This window comes from Anabaenopsis sp. NIES-4685 (assembly GCF_059725405.1).
This window is the reverse complement of sequence record NZ_AP043602.1, coordinates 4,335,591-4,358,278: the sequence shown is the minus strand read 5'-3', so window position 1 is coordinate 4,358,278 and position 22,688 is coordinate 4,335,591. Positions and strand designations below refer to the sequence as shown.

Genomic DNA, 22,688 nt, shown 5'->3' with positions numbered 1-22,688 from the left:
AGGCAGTGTAATTTAGTTACAGAAAAAATTTAATGATGGATGTCCTCAAAGAAACTACTCCCCCCCCTAGTGTCAATCTCCCGTTAATGCGATCGCTCTATCAATAAATATTCTTTTACCTCCCCTGTTCCGGTGTTCCGGTGTTCCGGTGTTCCCTAACTCTACTTAGAGGATGTTTCAAAACTTATGATTAATGCATCAAATATTCTTTTACCTCCCCTGTTCCGGTGTTCCGGTGTTCCCTAACTCTACTTAGAGGATGTTTCAAAACTTATGATTAATGCATCAAATATTCTTTTACCTCCCCTGTTCCGGTGTTCCCTGTTCCCTGTTCCCTGTTCCCTGTATTTATTTTAACTATGGCCAAGCAGGAAAGAAATCATCCCTATATAGATAATCTGGCCTTTACCCGGTTAATGCTATTAATTGCTACATTATTAAAGTATCCCGGTATAGGTAGTCGAGAGTTTAGTAAATGTAGTCAGAATAAACAGCACAATGCAATTGATGCTGTGAGGGTATATCTGCAAAAACTCGCAACAGAACTGAATATAAAATTACCATTGGGTTATCCGTCTGTCCCCACCCTGCGTAAAGATTTAGAAACTCTCCGGCGTTATGGTATACTCGGAGACCGGATGTACCGCTGGGGTTATTACCTGGGTACTGGTGCGCTCTCCACTACAGAGTTAAAAATAGCTTTTAATGCTTTGGCTTCCCAAGCAGAATATCAAGGTGATGCTCAAGTCAGACGGGTTTATGAAGCGGTCAGTAAGAGATTACGGGGTTTAGATATGGAAATGAAGGGGGAATTTTTTTACCCCACTCGCCAATACCTCAATCGTGCTATTGTCTATACTGACCCGGAAGAAATGGCATACAAGGGGGAAAACCGGGATACTTTATTTCATCAGTTATCATTAATCGAAACGGCAATTATTCAAGGACAAGCTGTAGAAATTTACCGCAGTAAAGACTTTTATGGTTCTAACCGCATTGGATATTTTAGAGTTTTTCCTTTACAGTTAATTTACCATGATGTGGCTTGGTATTTACTTTATGAAGCTTGTGCTAGTGACCATTTAGTAATTGGGCGTTTAAATCGTTTTAGTAATTACTGTGAACTCCTGAAAATACCAGCGCGGGGGTTAGAAAAACAAAAAGAAAGTTTAACCAAAGCTGAGACACTACTGGAAAATGGCTGGGGTTTAAGTTTAGGGGAACTAGAAGACCAAAACTTAGAACTAGAGGGAAATTTACCATTTATTACTGTGAAGGTGCGGTTTTTCTCCCCAGTATCAGCATTTATTTTAGAGGGTGAGTTACGTCATGTCAAACAAGTAATTACTCCTGGACTGGTTGACAGGAACACGGGTAACTACAGTTATATAGACTATCAAGTGAGTCTCCCACCCCGGTCTTTAAATGAGTTTAGTTTGTGGGTAAATCGGTTTTTAGATAAAGCTCAGGTTTTATCTCCACCGCAGTTGGTAGAAAAGCATCGTTTATCGGCTCAGGCTTTAGTTTCTCGCTATGGTAATATAGTGTATTAAGAGGGGGAACACACCGAACACACAAAAAACAATCAAATCCAGTCCCCTCCTCTTGTAAGGGGAGGGTTAGGGTGGGGTCAAACAATATTTGATACATTAATCATAACTTTTGAAACATCCCCTAAGTAGAGTTTTTGAGGTAGTCTAGTCCCCATTGATAGAGCGATCGCATTAACAGTTGATTGACGCTAGGGGGGGGAATAATTTCTTTGAGGACATCCATCATTAAGTTTTTAATGATCTCTGGTGTTTCGGGAAATCTCACGGGAAAGTTATTATTATTCCACAGGTGACGAATATCTCTTAAGGTGATAGATTTACCTTCGTGAATTACCTCATTGCGTTTTTCCCTAATGGCGGTTAATAATTTTGACCATTGATGATTTTGATTAAATCTTTGATAATCGCACCAACCTTGAATTAAATCATTAAGTGATGGCTCATCGCTTCTTTGGGGTTTCCAACCCCTCCTAGCCCAATTTTGTCTTGTTGACTGAATGTAAAGTAACCGTTCCAAAATCTGCGCGAATTGAATAAAGGCTGTGGTGTAGTTCTCCCGTTGTACCGATAAATCTATAATAATTGTAGACTCCCATAATTTAGTTAAATCATCACCTTGCATGATATCTAACTGTGTATTCCAAGCTTGAAGCTGTTCCCCATCCACGGTTTTACTGACATGGCGAGAATTTAACCATTCTTTTAACTTGCGGAAAAAATCCTGATCATGAGATTCCCAGTTACTATACTTTGCTAAAAAACCAGCTAATTTATATAGTAGTTCGTACTTGTTTTGATGAATCCTCAACCACAGTTGAGCTTCCACAAAATCCCCTCTTTCCCAAGCTGAGATAATCCGTAACCGTTCCAAAGACCAAAAATATTCTCCCATGGGGATGAGTTGGAAGCTTTGGGAATGATTAGCGCTAACTAAACCATTTTCTGATGTGGTGAAAAATTCCCTAGGGTCATCAGGACTAGCATTGAATACCTGACACTGACGCACCAGAGCAGCGGCGCAAATTTCCACAGAAGATGCGATCGCAGGTGCACAACCTTTATTTTGTATCCACAAAACAAACTCTTGTTTGTTATCGGGCGAAAAACTATCTAAGGCTTCCTTTAAAACTAACAATTCCAATTCTTGACGAATAGCATAATTATCATTAGCGACAATTTTAGGCGCGTGAATATCAACTCTCAGTTGAGGATATAAACTGATAATTTTCCCCCTCATTAACTCTGCTATCCACACCGTATCAAGACGACGATGGAACCAAGAAACTGTTTCTGGTTGGTCAGTTCCCCACAGGATAATATGTTTTAAACCTTGCTTCACCCCTTGGTCAATTATATTTTGATCTAGGAGTAATTCCACAGGGCTAAAATCACCCCCTAACCATTCCTTGCAGTATTCATAATAACGCTGTCCCAGGTCTTTAGCACTACAGGGGTAGGTTTTGTCATTTTCTAGATGTACACCCCGTTCTATTCCCAATTCTTGATACAGTTGAGTGATATGGGAGGGATAACCAATATTACCATCAGCACCAAAGGAACGAATAATATGATCTTTGCAGCGCCAGCCTATTTGTCGAGTACCTACGGTAATAATTAAGGTATCAACGTGATGGGAATTATTGACACTCATAGGGGGAAAATTTGTAAAGAATTTTCTAAAGTTTGTAAATATTGTTTCCGGGGGTCTGCATTAGCTCCAAATACGGTTACTACTTGATATTCGTCTAAATCTGCAATCCATATGGGGGAAGGAACTACTTTACGTTGAGTATGATTGGGGTAATCTGTTATAACGCCACCGCAGAGGTTTTTGGCCTTAGTGTAGTCAGCATCTTCTAATTGGTGAAACCGTTGATGTAAAATATGCAGTGGATAGGGTTTATTGGTGTTTGTGTCACCGCTAACTACTACAATTTTGGCATTAATATCTAATGCTTCACGCCAAGTAGAAGAGTTAGCTGTACCAGAGTTTTGTAGTTGCTGATAATTACAATTAGCGCCTAAACTTTGGAATGCTTGATAAAAATCTCTGAGTCGCTGTTTAAAGAGTTTTTGAAATTCCCTAGGAGTTTCTGGTAATTTCCAAAATGAATTTTCACTCTCTGGTATGAGGGTAGAACCACGCCACCAAGGAGCATATTGATTATTGTAGCGAGAATAACAAGGTCTTCTGGCTCCCTGACCAACACCACCTAAATGGAACATTAACCAAGTCAAGTTTTTCCCTAGTTTGCTTAAGTTTTCTTGCTGATTTTTTGGTATCTCTGGGGAGTAATTTAATGTTAAAATACCTTCTTGTTGCCCAGGATCATCTTGTTGATTTTTAGCTTCCCTTTGGGTGACTCTACCATCTAATACCCTCACCATTAACCACCCCAATTCTTTTTTAGGAGGGGTAATGGTCCCAAATATTTTACCTTCCCAGGTTTGAACTTGTCCCGCTTCTAAAACCCCTAAAGCCAAGGTTCTAAACCAATAACGGAGCATGGATTTAAACGCTACCGGTCTCACTTCTGCATGATTGATTGTATTTGCTCTACCTTGGTGGTTCAAGGGTTGATTAACATTGCTAAATTTTTTCCTCCCATGAATTAATTGACCTTCTAAAGTAAATTTAACTCGGAAAAATTCACTTTGGGGGATAATTCTACCAGCGCGGTTTAACTGACCGTAACCACTATTGACTTGGGAACCAATTCCCCCTTGTAAACCTGCAGTTAACCACTGTTTAACTTTTTCTAAAATTTGCTCATCTGTACAACCGCTAGCTAAACGTAACCCAATGAGAAAAAAAGGTTTTTCTAAACTCAAAAATGGGTTAGGATTAGGACTATATACTGTTGTGTTACCTTCCCATTGCCAAATGTTATTAGCCATATCTACAGCTAACACATTCTCATTTGGTTGAGGGAGGGGATAAGCATCGAGAAAGACAACTTTACCAGAGCGTTGGTTGAGGTTTGTGGTTTCTAAGGAGCCAAACCAAGGCGCAACTTGTTTTTCTGCGTCTTTCCAAGAAATTCCTTGTTGGGTGATAATTTCCCGAATAGCTTGGGTTCTAGCTACACCCCTTAAAGTGCTAGAAGGAATGTATGGTAAACCCAAAGCATCGAAAGCTGGTAATAAAATACTTTCTGGTCCGCGGTGTCCACCTACTCTGATGCGCCAAGGACATTGCACTTTAAAGCTAGTTTGGGCGATTAATTCTGTGCGCTGGGTTAGTTGTTGTAAGCGATCGCGGTAGTTTCCCTGTTCTGCCAATTGTAATATCTGCAATTTGGTGATATCTTTATTTTCACCGTCAGGCGATCGCATCCAGCGTAAATACTCAACAAAACTAGCTTCTTTATGTGGTTGCGGTGGATTTTCAGGGTTTAACCAAGGGGAAGGTTGACCACCACCCCCACCATGACCACCACCTCCACCATGACCACCACCCCCACCATGACCACCACCTCCACCATGACCACCACCCCCACCACGATTAGAATTAGGTCTATTAACTGCTTGGGGTGTAGGGTTTTTGGAACTCTTTGTTTTTGGTCTTTCAAATACCATGATTTTTATTCTCCCTTAATATCTGCATAAATAGCAGTCGCCCAAAAACTAAATTCCTGTGCTAAAGCTAGACCTAACCCAGTTAAACCTAAATATTCATCTGTACCGAGTTTTCTTAAAGTATCTAAACCGCGATCGCCGACTAAATTTCGTACTCCTGAAACCTCTTCTAAACACTGAAAAAACTTCTTCACCACCTGCTTTTTACCCTCCATATTATTACCCAAGGCTGTTTCTTCAGCCTTAGGGCGCATCATTCCCCAGGTAGAAAGATAGGTATAAAGTTCAACTGCTTGACTTTTTTGTTGTCTCAAACGATCAACATCTTGATTAGGGAGAGCGCGCAAATTATTTAAAGCGTCATAAATCGGACTAGCGAGAGTTCTGGGGTCAAAGGTCATATCAATTAATTCCTGTAATTAATTTCATAATTGTTAATTTCTACATCCACTGTTGGACAAATCCCCGTCCTAAACTTTCCTGTCCACCAATTTGCACAATGGTATTACCAGCTAATAATGTTTCAAACTCAGAGCAGGAGTTTTGTGATCTTCCATTCGCTTGGGATGTCATACCCCAGGGTAAATACATTAATGTATCTGGGGGGATAGCTTCCTCATAGCGAAAACCACCATCTACAGATTTATGTTCATCCAATTTAATTTTTACCTGTCGCCATAAACTCATTTGAATTAATGTACCGCAATGTTTATCAGGTAAAACTAACAGGCGATTAATTGAACTTGTGGGCGAGGATTTAGGGACAAAATCTGCCCACTTATCCCATTTTTTTAAGTTTTCCGCCTTAATAATGGCATCTTTGAGGTAAATAGCAGAGTTAACAGCAGCGAAATTACAGCTATATTCTGGGGGGATAGTTAAATGACCTAAATTACCGCCTTGTAATCGTTGCCATCTTTGTAATAACATAGGGCAACTCACCCACACCACACTATGGCTGAGAGATGGTACTGGTAACCACAATATAGAAGCGTCACCAATCCAAATATCACCTTGTTCTAATTTACCATCTTTTAAATCTGTACCAAATAATTGAGCTTGAATGCTTTTCTCTGCAAGAGAACGGATTTTACCGCGCATGGTACTAGAAGGAATATAAGGTAAATTAGTATGTGACTCCCGCGCAATTCCCAGTAAATTACCTTCTTGAGTTGTCCCACCTGTATGTAATGGTGACAGTAAATATAAATAAATCGATTTCATGATGATGTTACCTAACTTAATTGATTGCTATTTGTATTCAATCCACAGCATTTCGGAATAACCCAACCGTCGCCAATGATTTACACAATTCGGGTAATCATCCTGAAATAATCCTTGGGGTTGATTCAAAAAATACAAACTTCCCGGCGGTGCTGCAAATACTTGAGGTGCAGGAATGCTATTATTCTCAGTATATTTACCGCGAATACGGCAACTAATAGGTACTGGCTTGTCAGTAGCCATGGTAACAAATTTACCATTTATTAATTTCCATTCCCAGGGATAGGGACGACATAAAGATGTAAACCTGTTATTTCTAATGCGGTGTTTACGTTCAAATACCCCAGGGGTAATTAAATAAGCAATAGATTTATGAGTAGATTGGAAATTCTCCTGGGAAATTCCTTGAAGTTCTACCCATTGTTGTGTTAATTCTGGACAATATTCTATCATTGTCCGGTGTCCTTCCCCTCCCAATCTCATGGTATTAGGTGTTGGTAATTCCTCATTAACACCGATGGCTAAACTCCAATGAGGACGGAGGCGAATGGCGTTTTCTACAAAATAACCATCAGCATCTTTAACTTGTCTAGTTCCCGGCTCTAGGCTATTATGAGAACGGGTTTCTATAGTCCAAGGTTCATCTTCATGCCTACCACTCTCTACTAACCAATCTTTTTCTTTAATCTTCCCTGTTTTGAGATAATCTTTAACAACTTCATAAGGTAGATATTGTCTGAAGTCATCAGCTTGACCCTTAGCTGAATTGTATTCGTCATCATCTCTAGATGCATCAGCGGGTTTAACTAAAGGACAAGGTTGATTATGATCCCACAATGCATTATGCACATGAGATTCATCTTCCCATACTAGTGGCACCAGGGGGATAGATTTGACAAATCCTAGGGGACGAGGAAAATATAAGGTATTCTCTCCCTGGTTTTGACGACAGAGCAACGGACCTGTTAAACGAAACTCTTTTTTCTCTCCTAAAAGTCCCCGCAATGCTCCGGCGATCGCATGACCATTAGGAGGAAATACACTCCCGGCCCAAGCCCTTTCCTGTGGTGAAAAGGGTTTAGCATCCCGTAACATTAATATATCTAAAGGTGTGAGTTTGTACCAATACATTAACGACCACCTCCTATTTTAATATGGCGGTTACGTTTGACAAATGCTGCAAGTTTTAACCAGTTCTCTACTTCATCATTAAGATGAGTAATTTGAGTGGTTGTAAACAGAAGGTTGAGAAATGCTGCTAATCTTTGTTGAAACTCGGCTTTTGCAGTTTGATTATTTTGGAACTGGTCACGGCGATCGCAAAATACCTGCGTCCAAGGTAAAATAGCCTCAGAATTAGGCGCTGGGTGTTGACTCCACAAACTCGCAGCTTGTTCAAATAGGGCGCTGTCTTCTTCCCCACTGATTAATATTTGCCATTGATGAAAAACTTCAAACTTTGCCGTTGACTGTAAGGTGTTACCATTACCGTATAGTACCCGCACCTGTACAGCATCCTTTTTTGCACCTTCAGGACTGTGATGTTTTTTAGCTTTTTTTTCTGCTTCCCAGAGACTTTCTAAGGCGATCGCTAGGGGAACCGAATGATGGGCGATGATAATACCAAAGCTGATAGTAGCTGCGCTCCCCATAGTAAACAGAGGACGGTCAACTAACTGCTGGCTATTACCTTTATACCGCCAATAATCACCATCATTACTAAATTCATCCTTGGGGTCTTCTCCACCTTGGAAACATTGGCGAATATCCCATAACCACTCGTCCCATTCCCACAGATTCGTATAGGCTAGAACGTCATCACCACCACCATAAATCAGTTTACCAGCATAGCGACATTCTGTGAGGTAAGGCACAAGTTGATTAGAAAAATCTAGTAAAGCGCGACTTAAGGCATTATGGGTACTAGGTCCCATGCGTTTTTTCAGTTCTAGGAATTGGGGGAAATTCTCTAAATCAACCTCCAAACCAGAGGGAATATATTCCTTATAGGCTTTCATCTTCGCCCCTTTTAACCATTCACTCATCCCATCACCATCACCAGCGGCTAACACATACCAGCTAGAAGGGTTATTTTGGGGATAGTATTGACTAATAATCTGATTCCAGGCTTGAGTATATTCAATTCTAAATTCCTTCCCATTTTCCAACTCCTCCACTAACCACCCAGAATTGAGTAGACGGGGATGATATTGTTTAGGAGTATTTTGTTTATCTCTCCAAGGAATACCCCATTTACCGCGCATATCTTGGAGCATTGTTTTGGTGTCGGTAAACCTGCTAATTATAGCTTGACAAGCCTGGTTAAAATTGTTTTCATGTTCAGACTGACCCTGATTAACCTTCAAATACCCCGCGACTCCAGAAGTTAAATCAGGATAGGATACTTGTAAATCAGGTACTCCTAATAATTCGCCGATAATTTTTGGTAAACCGCGTTTAAGGGTTTCCGTCGCGTTTAACTGTTCTGTACCATCAAATAAACCAGCTTGTCTTGACCACAATCTTTTAGTATCCCCTTCTGTTGTCCAGTCCTTACCAGGGTTGACCACAGGACCAATACCAGAAATTGTAGACCGCGGACCAAATGCTGTGGGTATTTCCCAATTTCTAGCATTTTTCACAGATGCTAAACTTGCACGAGTAGCATCAAATATATATCCCCACCATGAACCAACATTAGCACTAAAGCCTCGTTTTTGCTTTTCCCAACGTTTTTTATATGCTTCCCGCAGTAATTTTAATTCTTGGTCTTTAAATAATTTAACTCCCTCACCTGTCACCGGTTGATGTAAATTATAGGTTTTGTTTTGTACCTCACACCATTCTTGCAATTCTTGATCTTTATTTTCAGCAGCGGAAATCTTAAATTCCTCACCTTCTTTCCCAATCGGTAAAGCAGTCCAATAAAACTGCCATTGGGATTGTAACCAACCTTCCCAAGTGCTATGATTAGCATCTAGGTTTCTCATCCAATAACGTTCGTTTTGTAGTTCTTCTAGAACTAATTTACTAATATGTTGCCATTCAGCGAGCAGAGTTTGTTGGGCTGTTTGCATGGCGGCTTTAACTTTAGCTTCAGGCAAAACTAAAACTATAACATTAGGGAAACCTGCGGTTAGTAATGATTCTGCTGTCGGTGCGGTTACCCACTGCTGATATTCTGGATATGTTTGTAGTAACCAATGGTCAATCAGTGGTTGTTGGTAAAGACTGGGATAAAGTAAACTATCTGGTCCATATTGATTAGCCAGTTTCCAGCAAACTTTGGCTGAAAGATAATGTAACAACCACGAACCAGCCCAAAAATCCCGCATTTTGCGACTGGCCTTGATTAGTTCTTGTACCGGACTAAAGCTAAATACTGCTAGGTAGGGATGAGATACTGGTTGATTTCTCGGCCACTGTTTGACTTGTTCTAGGGTTAGGTCATATCCTGCTAATGCGCCAGCTAAAGCTGAGGTCATGCTTACATGACTCCAGATGGAAGCATCGGGTAATCTGGTTTCCGCCGGCATTAACATTAATGAACTATCATTAAATAAGTCACAGGTTGCTTGGGGTAAACAACGCCATAACCACCAATATAATTTCTTAATCTGGGCAATATTATCTGTAATATCTGCGGTTTGTAGTTCTTTCGGTATGAGTTGTAATAATTGTTGCTCTTTTTCTGCTAAATAGTCTTTACGTGGAGATGTGATTAAGGTCTGATGCTCTCTAATCTTAAATTCTTGGGTTGCACCAGATAATAAATGAGTAATATCTAAGCCCTTCTCAGGATTCTTCCCCGGAGCATAGTTGATCGTAGCTGTTACACTACCTATGGCTGCTCTGTCACTAGCGGAGGCGATATAGTCAGCTAAAAGTATATTTTTTAATACTTTCCCAGCTGATTCTTCAGGTATTCTATTAATCTCAACCCAAGGTTTCATTGCTTCTAGTTTCTCATAGAAGCTGTTCCCACCCCTACCGCTGTTGTTGTGTAAGGCTTTTAACACAGGGTCATGGAGTAAACCCCAAATTTTCGCCCGCCAATACTCTGTTGACATTAGTATTTTATCTGTGTTGCCGATATCAGTATCCTAAAAGATTTAGTTCATATCTGTCTATTAACAGCAAATATTACCAAAATATCTTACCTAGGGCTGAAAAGCTTTAATAATAACCGTTTGGGGTATTGTAAAGATTATTACTAATATTATTTTTTTATTTGGTTAAAGTTTGATATAGTATAAAATATCTTGGACAAAAAGGCTCAATAGTCTTGAGGGTGGGGTTATGGTTTGCCTACAGGAGTAATTGCTGATGGAACTGTCAACTCAGGTAACTGGCGATATCTCCCTGGGAGAATTTCTGAAATTATCAGATACTAAACCGCCCAGGGAGTATATTGATGGCTGCATCTACCAAAAACCAATGCCCCAAGGGAAACATAGCAGAATCCAAACTTGTTTATCAACTAATATTAATCAGGTGGGTGAACCCCAAAAATAAGCCTTAGCACTAACTGAATTACGCTGCACCTTTGGGGGAGGTTCTTTAGTGCCGGACATTGCTGTATTTGCATGGTCACGCATCCCCACCGATGAAGATGGAGAAATTGCCAATAAGTTTGAAAGTTATCCAGATTGGACTATTGAAATTTTATCACCCGACCAATCGCCAAATTACGTAATTAATAAAATTATTTTTTGTATGCAGCAGGGGACTAAGTTAGGTTGGTTTATTGACCCTAATGATAAATCCGTGATGGTATTTCAACCTCAACAATTACCAGAGGTCAAATACAATACTGATATATTACCTGTGCTTGATGTGTTAAAAGATTGGCGGTTAGAGGTAAGACAGATATTTAGTTGGTTGCAAGTGAAATAAATTTGGTATTAATTAAGACGCACTTGATAGATAACCTAGGGATGAACATATTTATTTCTGGAGAAGTTTACAGAAAACCCCCCGGAATTGTGACAATTAAGCTAGAATTATTAAAGGTTCTTTACAGAAGTTGCTAATTAACAATAGTTCTGTTACAGCGACTCGTATTGACATTGAAAACTGAAAACCCCCTCTTGAGTTCACTAAAAGCTCCTATGACGCTCCCAATTCGCAACGTCGCCATCATCGCCCACGTTGACCACGGCAAAACTACCCTGGTTGATGCGCTCCTCAAACAATCTGGTATTTTCCGAGAAGGTGAAGACGTTCCGGATTGTGTCATGGACTCCAACGCCCTAGAACGGGAGCGGGGTATTACCATTCTCTCTAAAAATACAGCTGTTCGCTACAAAGACACATTAATTAACATTGTGGATACCCCCGGACACGCCGACTTTGGCGGCGAAGTGGAACGGGTACTAGGTATGGTGGATGGTTGTCTGTTAATTGTAGATGCTAATGAGGGTCCTATGCCCCAGACGCGCTTTGTATTGAAAAAAGCGTTAGAAAAGGGACTGCGCCCCATTGTCGTGATTAACAAAATTGACCGCGCCCAGGGTGACCCCCATGTGGCTGTAGATAAGGTTTTGGATCTGTTCCTAGAATTAGGTGCAGATGAAGACCAATGTGATTTTACCTATCTATTTGCTTCTGGTATGGGCGGTTACGCCAAGGAAACCATGGAAGGGGAAGCGGTAGATATGCAGCCTTTGTTTAATGCCATTTTACAACACGTTCCACCTCCTGTAGGGGATATTAACAAACCTCTACAATTGCAAGTCACCACCCTAGATTATTCGGAATATCTGGGACGGATTGTGATTGGTAGAATCCATAATGGTACTATCCGCACTGGACAACAGGCGGCTTTAGTAAAGGAAGATGGTACTATTGTCAAGTCCAAAATTACCAAATTAATGGGATTTGAAGGACTCAAGCGGGTGGAAATGGAAGAAGCCACCGCGGGTTATATTGTGGCGGTAGCTGGTTTTGGTGATGCTTATATTGGCGAGACTATTACCGACCCCAACGAACCCCAAGCTTTACCTTTAATTAAAGTGGATGAACCCACTTTACAAATGACTTTCTGGGTGAATGATTCACCTTTTGCCGGTCAAGAAGGTAAACTGGTAACATCCAGACAGGTACGCGATCGCCTGTTGCGGGAATTAGAAACTAACGTCGCCCTACGAGTAGAAGAAACTGACTCCCCCGATAAATTCCAAGTTTCCGGTCGGGGTGAATTACATTTGGGGATTTTAATCGAAACCATGCGCCGAGAAGGTTTCGAGTTCCAAGTATCTCAACCACAGGTAATTTACCGAGAAATCAACGGTCAACCTTGCGAACCCTTTGAACTCCTAGCGCTGGACGTTCCCGAAGATGCAGTAGGTAGCTGTATTGAACGCCTAGGACAACGCAAAGGCGAAATGCAAGATATGCAAGTGATTGGGAATGGTCGCACCCTGTTAGAGTTTATCATTCCCGCCCGGGGTTTAATTGGTTTCCGGGGTGAATTCATGCGGTTAACCCGTGGTGAAGGGATTATGAACCACAGTTTCCATGATTATCGTCCCATCACCGGTGACATTGAAACCCGGAACAAAGGGGTTCTGATTGCATTTGAAGAAGGTGTTTCTACATTCTACGCCATGAAAAACGCAGAAGATAGAGGCGCATTCTTTATCACTCCCGGAACCAAAGTTTATAAGGGTATGATTATTGGAGAACATAATCGCCCCCAAGACTTAGAGTTAAATGTGTGTAAAACCAAGCAATTAACCAATCACCGCGCCTCCGGTGGGGATGAACTGGTACAATTGCAAACACCAATAGAAATGAGTTTAGAGAGAGCTTTAGAGTACATTGGTTCAGATGAATTGGTGGAAGTCACACCGGAATCAATTCGTTTACGCAAAGTCACCAAGAAATTCGCGAAACGTTAAAAACCCCACCCCCAAACCCATCCCCAGGGATGGGTTGGAAACTTCTATCCACGGTTAAACCGAATGTGTTAAACTGAGGTTTAACCGCTTTAACATTGCCGATCGCGCTTGTAAGGCTAGACTATCATCTAGTGGTGACAAGGCGATCGCCTGTTGATACTTCAGCCGCAAAGCAGTTTGAATCAACCAGTCAGCGACAAAAGGATTTTTAGGTAACAGAGGACCGTGGGAATAAGTGGCGATCGCATTCTGATAAAATGCGCCCTCAGTCCCATCCTCACCATTATTACCCAAACCATAGACCACACGCCCCAAAGCTTCCACTTCACCTAGGCGAGTGCGTCCCCCGTGATTCTCAAAACCCACTAAATAGGGTTTAGTTCCGGTCATCTCTGCTAATTCCCGCCCTAAGCGATTAGCTGTAACTTCAACTACCAAATTACCAATACAGCGTTGAGTATTTTCACCGGGATGTACAGAGACTAAATCAAAGATTCCTAAACCTTCAATCCGCTTCCCTAAAGCAGGTTCGTAATATTTACCCAACAGTTGGGGAGAACCACAGGTAAATACTCCCGGTGTACCATTGTGAATTTTATCACCCATAGCCTCCGCTTTTGCGCCCTGTAAATCGCGCATGACAATTTCTTGTTGGCGGTCCTGTGCGCCACCACCAACAATAATATCTACACTGCGAATATCAGCAGCGGTAGAATTTTGGTCTAGGGGAACCACCCTCACATTATACCCCCGCCACTGGGCGCGACGTTCGATGGTAATCACATTACCGCGATCGCCATAGGTACTCATCAGTCGAGGATACAACCAGCCGATAACTAATTCTAAAGTAGAACTCATAAAACCTCAATTACCCCAATTATAACTAATAACTTGGCTACTACTCAGATTAACCACCCATAAACACACATACATTTTGACTTCCAAACATCGGGAACCATGACAACCTTCGGGTATTATACATAGCTAAAATCTGCCAGCGTTGAATTAAACCTCAGCAATTAGTATTCTATGTAACAGTTTTTTTGTCATATATTCACCATACTGTCAGAGTGTTTCCGGCTATCTCCAAGATTTAAAGCCTTTTTCAGGCTCATGAAGTACACACCAATTCCCTGTTCCGGTGTTCCCTGTTCCCTCAAACTAAAAAAAATGTACCTCACGAGCATGGTAAATGCTATATTTGTTAATTTTCCAGCCAACAAATTATAATCGGGATTACTTATGCAAGTTATTACAGCTCCTAATATTCCAATCATTGCTGGAGAAAACGCCGTCCCCGTCTCCCAATTACCTCCCATATGGCAAAATATAGCCGCAGGGGTTGCAAATGTGGGACTAGATCACCCCCAGACTTACGTAGAAATGGCTCAGTTATTCCAATATAAACTGGGGCGGGGTGATGTAGACTTATTTAGTGAACGTCCAGAATTAGCGCCTTTTAAATCAGCATTTTCCCAGCTATTTGGTCAACTAGGTTATGAAACCCTAGAATTTTATGGTCATGATTTCTTGATTTCTAGCTATCCAGATTTTAAACAAGTTCTCGCAGATGTAAAATCCCAGGGTAGAGAATTCGCCCATGAGGTGAAAGTCGCACTCATAGGTAGAGAACTGTTTGATGAGTTTGGCTACGAACTACCCGCTAGTTTCTATCATGTCCACCTCGCGCCAATTTACCGAGATCATATATTTGAAGAACGAGCTTTACGCTTTGATCAACGTGATATAGCACACAAACGCTCTTGGGATGCTGTCTTACACGCGGGTAAAGTTTTTGCTGTGCAAATGAAAGTGCAAAGCATCGCCTCTAAATATGGTTTTACCTATCATCATGGTTGCGGTTGTAATTCTCATCTATCTTCTATTGATATCTCTGAGGGAGAATTTAACTATCAAATCAGTGCTGAGAAATATCACAGATGGATTAGAAGTTTTATCTGGACTGCTTGGTATGAATACGCCTTCTTTCCCATCGTTCCCAACACCAGTTATTTAGTCTAAGTCAGTGTCAGAAGAACCAGGGGTTAAAAACCCCTGTCTGATAGCTAAAGTCGGATAAATCCGACTGGGTGACTCATATCCCCGACTTCTGACTATGAGCTTGTGGGGTAGTGATAAATTTTGCTAGAAGTCGGGGATATTACCCAGCACAGTCAACACCCACAGCAGCGATCGCCTACAGTCAACGCCCACCCCGCCAGGGGTTAAAAACCCCTGTCTGATAGCTAAAGTCGGATAAATCCGACTGGGTGACTCATATCCCCGACTTCTGACTATGAGCTTGTGGGGTAGTGATAAATTTTGCTAGAAGTCGGGGATATTACCCAGCACAGTCAACACCCACAGCAGCGATCGCCTACAGTCAACGCCCACCCCGCCAGGGGTTAAAAACCCCTGTCTGATAGCTAAAGTCGGATAAATCCGACTAGGTGTTAACTCTAACAGTACAAATGTTGACGGTTGACGGGTCAGAGGTTAAGACCATCGCCTTTAACATCGCCTAGGGGCTGTTTTAATGCACCAGTTAACTACTACCGAAGTTCAATCAAAATAGCTGAAATAGTGATTCTAATGTTCTGACATCGTCAATCTGACGAGTGCCGATTAACCTCGGTCGCTTGCTGTATAAGGGTTTCAGCCTTTGACAGACTGGGGTAAAGTCCATTTCAGCCGCCGGTTTTTCTGAACCTGGCTAACGCCACGCTATCGCTATCGGAAACTGCCTCTAGACTTCTTACAGGGTAATGGTTTAAAATGCAAGGGTCCCCACTCGCTGGGGACATTATTTGAATGGAAACTTATACGTATATGTCAAGTGTTTTTACGTATATTTATGTCCCCACTAGCTGGGGACATTATTTGAATGGAAACTTAACAACGCCTGAATTGTTAAGATTATTATTTTATGTCCCCACTCGCTGGGGACATTATTTGAATGGAAACAGTTAGTTGATATAATAGGATTTGCTAGTTAGTGTTAGTCCCCACTCGCTGGGGACATTATTTGAATGGAAACCTAGGACAAGATCCCCGACTTCTTAGAGAAGTCGGGGATATTTCCCACTCGAACAGTGAGAAGAGAAACGCGATCGCATTGAGAATTGTATGGATTAATTGACGTTTCCCTAGAGACATCAATTGAATGGAAACGAATTAATGATTAAGCCCCGTTTGGGCTGAATATAAAGATTTGTCAACCCAAGAGTCCACTTTCAGTGGACTTTCGCTATTAGCCGGGGAATTCATTCCCCGGCTAATCCAATGATTGTTATCACACATCTTCCCAGTCAACCGTCAACCGTCAACCGTCAACCGTCAACCGTCAACCGTCAACCGTCAACCGTCAACAAATCCAAACCTACCCCCGAATAACTGTGATATTTCTCCCTTGAGGACTCAGGGCTATTTCCGTGGTAGTGCGATCGCTTATCGGGGGTAAATCAGGGCGACGGTCAAATATTACTAACCATCCTGTATCTAAATTTAAACCTGATAAATATTTATCTAACTGTATTAATCCTTGGGGTAAGGGGTCAGGTTTACCCTGCTTCCATACCTTTAATTCCATCCCTAACACCACATCCCCATACCTTAAACATATATCCATCCTCCCCGATCCTATAGCGTATTCCCGTTCTAAGCTACCACCACCATTAACCACCCGGTGTAAAAATGCCATTAATACTAAGTGAGGCGCAATTTCTGGGTAAGGAGTGCTTTTAAATAATGGCTCCCCGTGTTGTCTCCAAAAGTCTAAGAATAAGTCTAACAATTTTTCTGGGATTAATTCACCACTAGGACTCAACCATTCAGGTTCAATCACCCCTAAAGACATAATCGGGGTATAGGCTAAAACTTTAGGTAAAACCTCTCTATATATGGGGTTGGCAATTTCTAAACCTCTGATGGGATGATAGCGACACAATCCTAAATCTAGGAGAAAACGAATATCATCATTAGGTACATCTGGTAATTCTTCCCCAGCTAACATGGGTTGAATAATCGCCTTAACCCTATCTTCCCGCAGTCGCTCGGCTAAACTATCTAAATGGGTGTCCTGCCTTTGAATTAGTATATCTTTAGCTTGATTGATTAAATCTACAGTGATGGGGATATTGGTATCTTCTGCTAAATACTCTGTAACCTGACGGGCGATCGCATTAACTAACCAAGGTTGACCCTGTGTTAAATAGTAAGCGTGGTTAATAGCTTCGGCGGTAAATATTTGCCCTGTGGCTTGAGTGTGTTGTTCGTATAATGTAGTAACATCTTCTAAAGTAAAATTACTTAAAGTTAAAGACTCTACCTTGATATTAAAGGGACTAGAGGTATTTAACCTGTCACTACCACCGGAAGCTACCTTATAATCACGTACATCCCGCATCCCAATTAAGGCTACGCATTGGGGGAAGCTCTGGGGGCGACGGGGAAAACCGTCCCTTAATTGCCTTAATACATTAATTAAAGTTTGATTTTGCAGAGAGTCAATTTCATCAATAAACACTACTAAAGGGCGCACAGAAGTTTCTGCCCAAGATTTAAGGAAAGAGCCAATACGTTGAGGTGGATTACCATTAGTTAAGAAAGGTGGTTGTAATTCTGTTGGTAGCCAACAGTCAATAGCATCTTGCCAAGCATCTAAAATCCTTCTTTCTGCTACTTCTGGCTGATCGGGAAAAGCAGAGCCTACCTCTGCGGATACCATGACGGCGGTATATTTACCACTGGCTGTTAATTCCTGTGCTAGGGTGAGCATGGCAGTAGTTTTACCGGTTTGTCTGGGTGCATGGATAACAAAGTAATTGCGCTGCGCAATCAGGCGTTTTAACTCTGGTAACCGTTCACTGGTCGGTAGGGTATAGTGTATATCCGGTTGACAAGGGCCAGCGGTGTTAAACCATTTAGTCATAAAAGTTTACGTATAGGTTGATTTGATTATAACTTCTATGATTGTTGACGGTGGTCGGTGAGCGGAGTCGATAGCGATAGCGTGGCGTTAGCCATACCGTTGACGGTGGTCGGTGAGCGGAGTCGATAGCGATAGCGTGGCGTTAGCCATACCGTTGACGGTGGTCGGTGAGCGGAGTCGATAGCGATAGCGTGGCGTTAGCCATACCGTTGACGGTTGACAAATCCAAACCTACCCCCGAATAACTGTAATATTTCTCCCTTGAGGACTCAGGACTATTTCCGTGGTAGTTCTCTCACTCATGGGGGATAAATTACTAAATTTTAAGCGCGATCGCCTATGGTAAGCCACGCTATCGCCAACTACCTCTAGACTTATACACTGTCAGGGTTTAAAATCGGGTAATTCCCATGCCCAGGGGACACCAATTACATGGAAACATTTCCAAACTAAATAGACAGAAGTTTAAAATCTTCTAATCATATGACTGACAAAGAACCTTACGTTTATAAAATCAGATCAGTTCACAAAGTTGTAGATGGTGACACCATTGACGCTGATATTGATCTTGGTTTTAACATCTCCCTGACTAAGCGAATTCGTCTTGCTGCTGTCGATACCCCAGAATGCAGGACAAGTAATACCTATGAAAAGAAACTCGGTCTTGAAGTTAAACAATGGCTTCAGAAGAATTTAGATGGGAAAAAAGAAATCCTGATCAAAACAGAACTTCCAGATAGCACCGAGAAATATGGTAGAATTCTTGGCAGGTTATATGTTGATGGTGTATGTCTTAATGATCGTATGATCGAAGAGGGATACGCTTGGGAATATGATGGCGGCACAAAGAAAAAAGATTTTGCTTTGTTGGAAGCCAAAAGAAATGCATTCTCAAGCTCAACCTGAAGAAAAAACTCAGAAAAAGCCCCCATCCCTTGGGGACACTCATGGCTTTTGTTACAGCGATCGCTAGCAGCTGTTTTGTTGAAGGTTGACGGTGGTCGGTGATGGGAGTCGAAGCGTTGACGGATAAATGACTAGGTTATCCGCGAATAACTGTAATATTTCTCCCTTGAGGACTCAGGGCTATTTCCGTGGTAGTGCGATCGCTTATTGGTGCTAAATCAGGGCGACGGTCAAATATTACTAACCATCCTGTATCTAAATTTAAACCTGATAAATATTTATCTAACTGTATTAATCCTTGCTGCAAGGGGTCGGGTTTACCCTGTTTCCATACCTTTAATTCCATCCCTAAGACCACATCCCCATAACGCAGACATATATCCATCCTCCCCGATCCTATAGCGTATTCCCGTTCTAAGCTACCCCCACCATTAACCACCCGGTGTAAAAATGCCATTAATACTAAGTGAGGCGCAATTTCTGGGTAAGGGGTACTTTTAAATAACGGTTCCCCATGTTGTCGCCAAAAGTCTAAAAAAGTTTCTAATAGAACTTGCGGGTTTAATTCCCCTGTGGGTGTTAACCAACTGGGTTGAATCATCGGTAAACTATCTTGAGTACCCTGAGCTAACACCTTGGGGATGACCTCTTGATACATGGGGTTAGCTACCTTTAACCCGCCCTCTTTACTGCGAATTACTAAACCTAAATCTAACAGATAACGGCGATCGTCTTCCGGTGTGTTGGGTAACTCTTCCCCAGATAAAATAGGTTCTATGATTGCTTTTACCCTATCTTCCCGCAGTCGCTCGGCTAAACTATCTAAATGGGTGTCCTGCCTTTGAATTAAGATATCTTTAGCTTGATTGATTAAATCTACAGTGATGGGAATATTCACATCTTCCGCTAAATATTCTGTAACTTCCTTAGCTAAAGCGTTGACTAACCAAGGTTGACCTTGAGTTAAATCATAGGCGTGGTTAATGGCTTCGGGGGTAAATATTTGCCCGGTAGCTTGAGTGTGTTGCTCGTATAGACTCTTTACATCTTCTAAGGTGAAATTACTTAAAGTCAGAGAGCGCACCTTGATATTAAAGGGACTAGAGGTATTTAACCTATCACTACCACCAGAAGCTACCTTATAATCCCGGACATCCCGCATCCCAATTAACGCCACACATTGGGGGAAGCTCTGGGGGCGACGGGGGAAACCGTCCCTTAACTGTCTTAAGACATTAATTAAAGTTTGATTTTGCAGAGAGTCAATTTCATCAATAAACACTACTAAGGGGCGCTTAGAAGTTTCTGCCCAAGATTTAAGGAAAGAGCCAATACGTTGAGGTGGATTACCATTAGTTAAGAAAGGTGGTTGTAATTCTGTTGGTAGCCAACAGTCAATAGCATCTTGCCAAGCATCTAAAATCCTTCTTTCTGCTACTTCTGGCTGATCGGGAAAAGCAGAGCCTACCTCTGCGGATACCATGACGGCGGTATATTTACCACTGGCTGTTAATTCCTGTGCTAGGGTGAGCATGGCAGTGGTTTTACCGGTTTGTCTGGGTGCATGGATGACAAAGTAATTCTCTTGCTCAATCAGGCGTTTTAATTGGGGTAACCGTTGACTGGTCGGTAGGGTATAGTGGATATTTGGCTTACAAGGGCCAGCGGTGTTAAACCATTTAGTCATAAAAGTTTACGTATAGGTTGATTTGATTATAACTGTGATGACGGTTGACGGTTGACTGTTGACTGTTGGCGGTTGACGGGTCAGAGGTTAATGGAAACTTTTAGGGAATATGCGATCGCATTACCGCGGTGAGGGGTCTCCACTCCCTGGGGACATTATTTGAATGGAAACGAGGTCAAGCTGCTTTTACCCTGTGCGTGTCCAAAGCGATCGCTTTTATTAGTTACTCATATCCCCGACTTCTCACCATGATCTTGTCAGGTAACTATAAACTTTCGTAGAAGTCGGGGATATTGCCCAGCTAGTGATGAAAATTACATATCAACACTTATTAAACAACCTTCGGGCGCGTCTAATAGTTAAAGTCGGATAAATCCGACTCAGTGTTAAATATAGTCATCCTATTTGACTTGAGAAATTATCAGTGAGGAAAGGGAACACACCGAACAGGGAACAGGGAACAGAAATTGTTCATGAATCATTTAGGATTGCTATATAAGATTATAAATAGGGTTAACAATCATTGCCTAAAGTATTATATGTAACTCACCAGTCCACTTTCAGTGGACTTTCGCTATTAGCCGGGGAATTCATTCCCCGGCTAATCTAATGCTTACAGCACTTGTAAAGTAAATAAAGTAACATACCTTAAGATGATAAATCTTGTGGGGTGGGCATCTTGCCCGCCATTTTCTATCTCACTCAGATGAAAGACGATGTATTATACTTACATCGCGATCGCCTTGACCTATGATTCATATTCTCAAAAATCTACCCTAGGATAGATGACTAAATTACTTAAATCGTATATGTAGGTTTTCAAATGTAAAAAAAATACATTTTTCAATTAGAGTTAAATTAATTGTGGTATCATAAATCCGGTAATTTAATCCATGAATCGAGTTTTATAGGCTATAATCACAGGTTTTGCTGTGTTCCCATGGCGATCGCCCAAGGTTGATGATGAGTATAAAAATCAAGGATAATTTTATACATTCCATAGCTGCCCCTACTCAAGCTGGAGAAAGTCCTATCAAAACATTCTGGAGTAGCACCTTGATTCCCATTAGGGAACACACCGAACAGGGCGGGTTTGCCATCTCTGATAGATAGCGATCGCCTTGAGCTATGATTCATATTCTTGAATATCTACTCTAGGATAGATGACTAAATTTGACTAAATTACTTAGGAGGAATTATGCTTAACATGGGATTGACAAAGCTGTTAGAAAATATTATACCTGAAAGTGAGACTACAGAAGTTACTTTACCCCCAATATCAATACCTGTAATATCAACACCTGGAATATCAATACCTGGAATATCAATACCTGGAATATCAATACCTGGAATATCAATACCTGGAATATCAATACCTGTAATATCAACACCTGTAATATCAATACCTGAAATATCAATACCTGGAATATCAATACCTGTAATATCAATACCTGCAATATCAATACCGCCAATATCAATACCTGGAATATCAATACCGCCAATATCAATACCTGTAATATCAACACCTGCAATATCAATACCGCCAATATCAATACCTGGAATATCAATACCTGGAATATCAATACCGCCAATATCAATACCTGAAATATCAATACCTGAAATATCAATACCGACCTTCATCAGTATCGCCCAGACCAATGGAGTACAACCAGAAGGTAATGAAGAACTTACCCCCTTCACCTTTACAGTCATCCGCACAGGGAACACCACAGGTACAAGCACTTTTAATTGGGAAGTTACAGGTACAGGAGAAAACCCCGCTACAGCTGATGACTTTGCAGATGGAGTATTCCCATCAGGTGTAGTCACCTTTGCAGATGGGGAAATATATCAAGAGATTGCAGTCAATGTTGCTGGTGATACAGAAGTAGAACCAGATGAAAACT

General features: G+C 41.4%; 14 protein-coding genes and 2 pseudogenes. 6 read left to right on the top strand and 10 right to left on the bottom strand.

Features of this window, described 5'->3' with window-relative positions; genetic code table 11:
* Positions 1-359: 359 nt before the first annotated feature.
* The gene (locus AC6IZ0_RS18805; protein WP_497724369.1) at positions 360-1,553 is read left to right on the top strand and encodes a helix-turn-helix transcriptional regulator; all 1,194 of its coding nucleotides are present in this window, start codon (positions 360-362) and stop codon (positions 1,551-1,553) included.
* Between the two features lie 121 nt (positions 1,554-1,674).
* On the opposite strand, the gene AC6IZ0_RS18800 is transcribed toward AC6IZ0_RS18805, so the two are convergent.
* Genes AC6IZ0_RS18800 through cas10 form a run of 6 tightly spaced genes read right to left on the bottom strand, consistent with a single transcriptional unit; the run spans position 1,675 to position 10,426 of the window.
* Positions 1,675-3,204 (bottom strand): hypothetical protein, encoded by a 1,530-nt coding sequence (locus tag AC6IZ0_RS18800; RefSeq protein ID WP_497724368.1) that lies wholly within the window; start codon positions 3,202-3,204, stop codon positions 1,675-1,677.
* Complete coding sequence (locus AC6IZ0_RS18795; protein ID WP_497724367.1) at positions 3,201-5,132, bottom strand: RAMP superfamily CRISPR-associated protein; 1,932 nt, start codon at positions 5,130-5,132, stop codon at positions 3,201-3,203. Before AC6IZ0_RS18795 ends, AC6IZ0_RS18800 begins: the two co-directional genes overlap by 4 nt.
* 5 nt (positions 5,133-5,137) lie before the next feature.
* A complete protein-coding gene (locus AC6IZ0_RS18790) occupies positions 5,138-5,533 on the bottom strand; it encodes a hypothetical protein (protein WP_497724366.1) in 396 nt (131 codons plus the stop codon).
* Positions 5,534-5,573: 40 nt separating this feature from the next.
* Positions 5,574-6,356 carry a type III-B CRISPR module RAMP protein Cmr4 gene (cmr4, locus tag AC6IZ0_RS18785; RefSeq protein WP_497724365.1) on the bottom strand — a complete coding sequence of 261 codons (783 nt, stop codon included), beginning with the start codon at positions 6,354-6,356 and terminating at the stop codon, positions 5,574-5,576.
* 27 nt (positions 6,357-6,383) lie between these two features.
* The gene (locus AC6IZ0_RS18780) at positions 6,384-7,487 is read right to left on the bottom strand and encodes a type III-B CRISPR module-associated Cmr3 family protein (RefSeq protein WP_497724364.1); all 1,104 of its coding nucleotides are present in this window, start codon (positions 7,485-7,487) and stop codon (positions 6,384-6,386) included.
* A complete protein-coding gene (gene cas10, locus AC6IZ0_RS18775) occupies positions 7,487-10,426 on the bottom strand; it encodes a type III-B CRISPR-associated protein Cas10/Cmr2 (RefSeq protein WP_497724363.1) in 2,940 nt (979 codons plus the stop codon). Before cas10 ends, AC6IZ0_RS18780 begins: the two co-directional genes overlap by 1 nt.
* Positions 10,427-10,682: 256 nt before the next feature.
* Here cas10 and AC6IZ0_RS18770 point away from each other — a divergent pair.
* Together AC6IZ0_RS18770 and typA are read left to right on the top strand one after the other, a co-directional pair.
* Positions 10,683-11,252: pseudogene (locus AC6IZ0_RS18770) on the top strand (Uma2 family endonuclease).
* A 215-nt stretch (positions 11,253-11,467) separates the two neighbouring features.
* The gene (gene typA / locus AC6IZ0_RS18765; protein WP_497724362.1) at positions 11,468-13,258 is read left to right on the top strand and encodes a translational GTPase TypA; all 1,791 of its coding nucleotides are present in this window, start codon (positions 11,468-11,470) and stop codon (positions 13,256-13,258) included.
* A 54-nt stretch (positions 13,259-13,312) separates the two neighbouring features.
* Here typA and AC6IZ0_RS18760 read toward each other — a convergent pair whose 3' ends face one another.
* Positions 13,313-14,116, bottom strand: a complete 804-nt coding sequence (locus AC6IZ0_RS18760) for a type 1 glutamine amidotransferase (RefSeq protein WP_280792865.1) — start codon at positions 14,114-14,116, stop codon at positions 13,313-13,315.
* Positions 14,117-14,500: 384 nt separating this feature from the next.
* Between AC6IZ0_RS18760 and AC6IZ0_RS18755 the strand changes: the two genes are divergently transcribed.
* Complete coding sequence (locus AC6IZ0_RS18755) at positions 14,501-15,280, top strand: hypothetical protein (protein ID WP_280801415.1); 780 nt, start codon at positions 14,501-14,503, stop codon at positions 15,278-15,280.
* A gap of 1,357 nt (positions 15,281-16,637) precedes the next feature.
* Here AC6IZ0_RS18755 and AC6IZ0_RS18750 read toward each other — a convergent pair.
* Positions 16,638-18,188 carry an ATP-binding protein gene (locus AC6IZ0_RS18750; RefSeq protein ID WP_497724361.1) on the bottom strand — a complete coding sequence of 517 codons (1,551 nt, stop codon included), beginning with the start codon at positions 18,186-18,188 and terminating at the stop codon, positions 16,638-16,640.
* A gap of 483 nt (positions 18,189-18,671) precedes the next feature.
* On the opposite strand from AC6IZ0_RS18750, the gene AC6IZ0_RS18745 reads away from it, so the two are divergent.
* Complete coding sequence (locus AC6IZ0_RS18745) at positions 18,672-19,094, top strand: thermonuclease family protein (RefSeq protein ID WP_497724360.1); 423 nt, start codon at positions 18,672-18,674, stop codon at positions 19,092-19,094.
* Between the two features lie 136 nt (positions 19,095-19,230).
* Here the strand turns inward: AC6IZ0_RS18745 and AC6IZ0_RS18740 are convergent, their stop codons facing one another.
* Both AC6IZ0_RS18740 and AC6IZ0_RS18735 read right to left on the bottom strand, forming a co-directional pair.
* Positions 19,231-20,781 carry an ATP-binding protein gene (locus AC6IZ0_RS18740; RefSeq protein WP_497724359.1) on the bottom strand — a complete coding sequence of 517 codons (1,551 nt, stop codon included), beginning with the start codon at positions 20,779-20,781 and terminating at the stop codon, positions 19,231-19,233.
* Between the two features lie 918 nt (positions 20,782-21,699).
* Entirely contained in the window at positions 21,700-21,918 is a 219-nt protein-coding gene (locus AC6IZ0_RS18735; protein ID WP_497724358.1) for a hypothetical protein, read from the bottom strand.
* Positions 21,919-21,979: 61 nt separating this feature from the next.
* Here AC6IZ0_RS18735 and AC6IZ0_RS18730 point away from each other — a divergent pair.
* A pseudogene (locus AC6IZ0_RS18730) lies at positions 21,980-22,654 on the top strand (hypothetical protein); the annotation flags it as partial.
* Positions 22,655-22,688 lie beyond the last annotated feature (34 nt).